1 protein-coding gene and 1 pseudogene are annotated in these 2,217 nt (G+C 67.5%); both read left to right on the forward strand.

All coding sequences use genetic code 11. From position 1 onward, the window contains the following. Positions 1-250, forward strand: a pseudogene (locus BCL76_RS39495) (hypothetical protein); the annotation flags it as partial. Between the two features lie 104 nt (positions 251-354). Continuing rightward, positions 355-1,815: an NF041680 family putative transposase gene (locus tag BCL76_RS38345; protein WP_109784115.1), complete on the forward strand. Its 1,461-nt coding sequence runs from the start codon at positions 355-357 to the stop codon at positions 1,813-1,815. Positions 1,816-2,217: the final 402 nt, after the last annotated feature.

Consider the following 2,217-nt stretch of genomic DNA (forward strand, 5'->3'; position numbering starts at 1 on the left):
CAGCGGCTCGATCCGGCCCCACATCGCATCAGTGATCACTAATCGGACAGGCACATCCGATCAACTGACCAACGCATCAAAGAGACACGCTCTAGCCACCGACGAGCGCGCCCACGCCATGGACGCCCTGCCCTGGATGGCCGCGGCCGACGGATCCGACGAGACAGGGCTACGCCACTGCGTCCGAAAGATGCTCTACCCCGAACAGCCCGATCCGGTGGATGACGACCCATGGGCCCCGCGCCGCTGAGAGCTGGTCCGACATCGAACGGGGCTCGAACTTGTTCGGCGTTTCCCCAGTTCACCAGACGTGTGAGGGCTTGTGCATCGATCCTGTGCTGAGCGACGACGCAACTGGTCGTAGACGAGGTTCAGCGAGACGGCTTGACGGTGGTGACGGAGTTCAGGTCCGAGTTGTACGCATGCCTGACCGCCCGGAACGATGCCCTGTTCGAGTTGTGCGACGCGCTGTTGTGCACCGATGGTCCGGTCCGCACCTTCGTGGAACTGGCGCTCGCTCCTGAGTATCGGCGTGGGCACGGGACCCTGTACTCCGGGATCAACCACGGTCGGATCGACGTCGGACGGCTGCGGCGGGCACTGGCCGGCGTCCCGCTTCCCCGCGCCGGTGACGGCCGGCTCGTACTGGCGGTGGACGTCTCACCGTGGTTGCGGCCAGACGCCGACACCTCCTCGGACCGCTCCTTCTGCCATACCTTCGGCCGTGGCCTGGGTAAACACCAGATGGTGCCCGGCTGGCCGTACTCGATCGTCTCCGCGCTGGAGAAGGGCCGGACTTCGTGGACCGCGCTGCTGGACGCCATCCGGCTGGAACCCGGCGCCGACCTGGCCGCCGTCACCGCCGAGCAAGTCCGCGACGTCGTCCAACGTCTCCTGGACGCCGGCCAGTGGCGGGACGGGGATCCAGAGGGCTTGGTCGTGCTGGACGCGGGCTACGACGCTCCCCGCATCGCCCACCTCCTGGCCGACCTGCCCGTCGAGGTTCTCGGCCGACTGCGCTCGGACCGGGTGATGCGCAAGCCGGTCCCGGTGCCGTGGATCTGCCCGCCGCAGGGCGGACGCCCGCCCAAGCACGGAGGCGAGTTCGTCTTCGGACGGCCTGAGACCTGGGGCAACGTCACCGCCGTGACCGTCACCAACACCGACCGGTACGGGGCGGCGACCGCACAGGCCTGGGACCGGCTCCACCCCCGGCTGACCCGGCGAGCAGCATGGCTCGATCACGAGGGGCCGTTGCCGGTCATCGAGGGCACCGTGATCCGCCTGTCGGTCGAGAAGCTGCCCAGCGGCGGAGTGAACAAGCCGGTCTGGCTGTGGTGGTCCGGCACCGGTGCCACCACGCAGGACGTCGACCTGTGCTGGCAGTCCTTCCTGAGGCGCTTCGACGTCGAGCACACCTTCCGGCTCCTCAAGCAGACCCTCGGCTGGACCCGGCCCAAGCTCCGAGACTCGCAAGCCGCCGACCGATGGACATGGATCGTCCTTGCCGCACACGCTCAACTCCGCCTTGCCCGCCCTCTGGCGCGTGATCTACGCCGTCCGTGGGAGAGGCCGGCGGAACCGAACAGACTCACCCCTGCCCGGGTCCGTCGCGGGTTCAGGAACCTGCGCGCGAAGACCGGCACTCCAGCCGGTGCACCAAAACCCACCCGCCCCGGTCCCGGCCGCCCGCGCGGCTCGAAGAACCAGCGCCCCGCCACCCGATACGCCGTCGGACGCGTCCTCGCCACCGGCGAGCCCTACACCAGACCCGCACACCACCAGGTCGGTACCAAACCCCGCAGAACAGGCTGACAAGCGGCATCGAGGATCAGCACACTGAGCGCATGCGATACGAGGAGAAGGCGAAGCTCACCGCCGCGAGAGCCCTGGTCCCGGCAGCCATTCTTCTCACCTCACCAGTGCTGCTGATAGCCGGAGCACCTCTCCGCCGCCGATACCTCCGCCACGTCTACCGGGACGAGGCTCCAGCAATCCTGGACAAGGAGCAGGGCCGAATCAGCGTCCACTGGTTCGTGGTCATGAGCCCACTACTTGGATGGCTGTGCTGGCCCACAGAGGCACTCGGCCGACTCATCTCGGGCCGAGGTTAAACGGCAAGCTAAAGGTTGTTGCAGAAGGCTCAGTTTTGGGCATTTTGCCTGTATGGGTGGGGTGTTGAGGGCTGAGCCGGTGTGGGTGGAGACGTTCACGGGC

It is taken from the genome of Streptomyces sp. CG 926, from assembly GCF_003148825.1.
Lineage (GTDB): Bacteria > Actinomycetota > Actinomycetes > Streptomycetales > Streptomycetaceae > Streptomyces.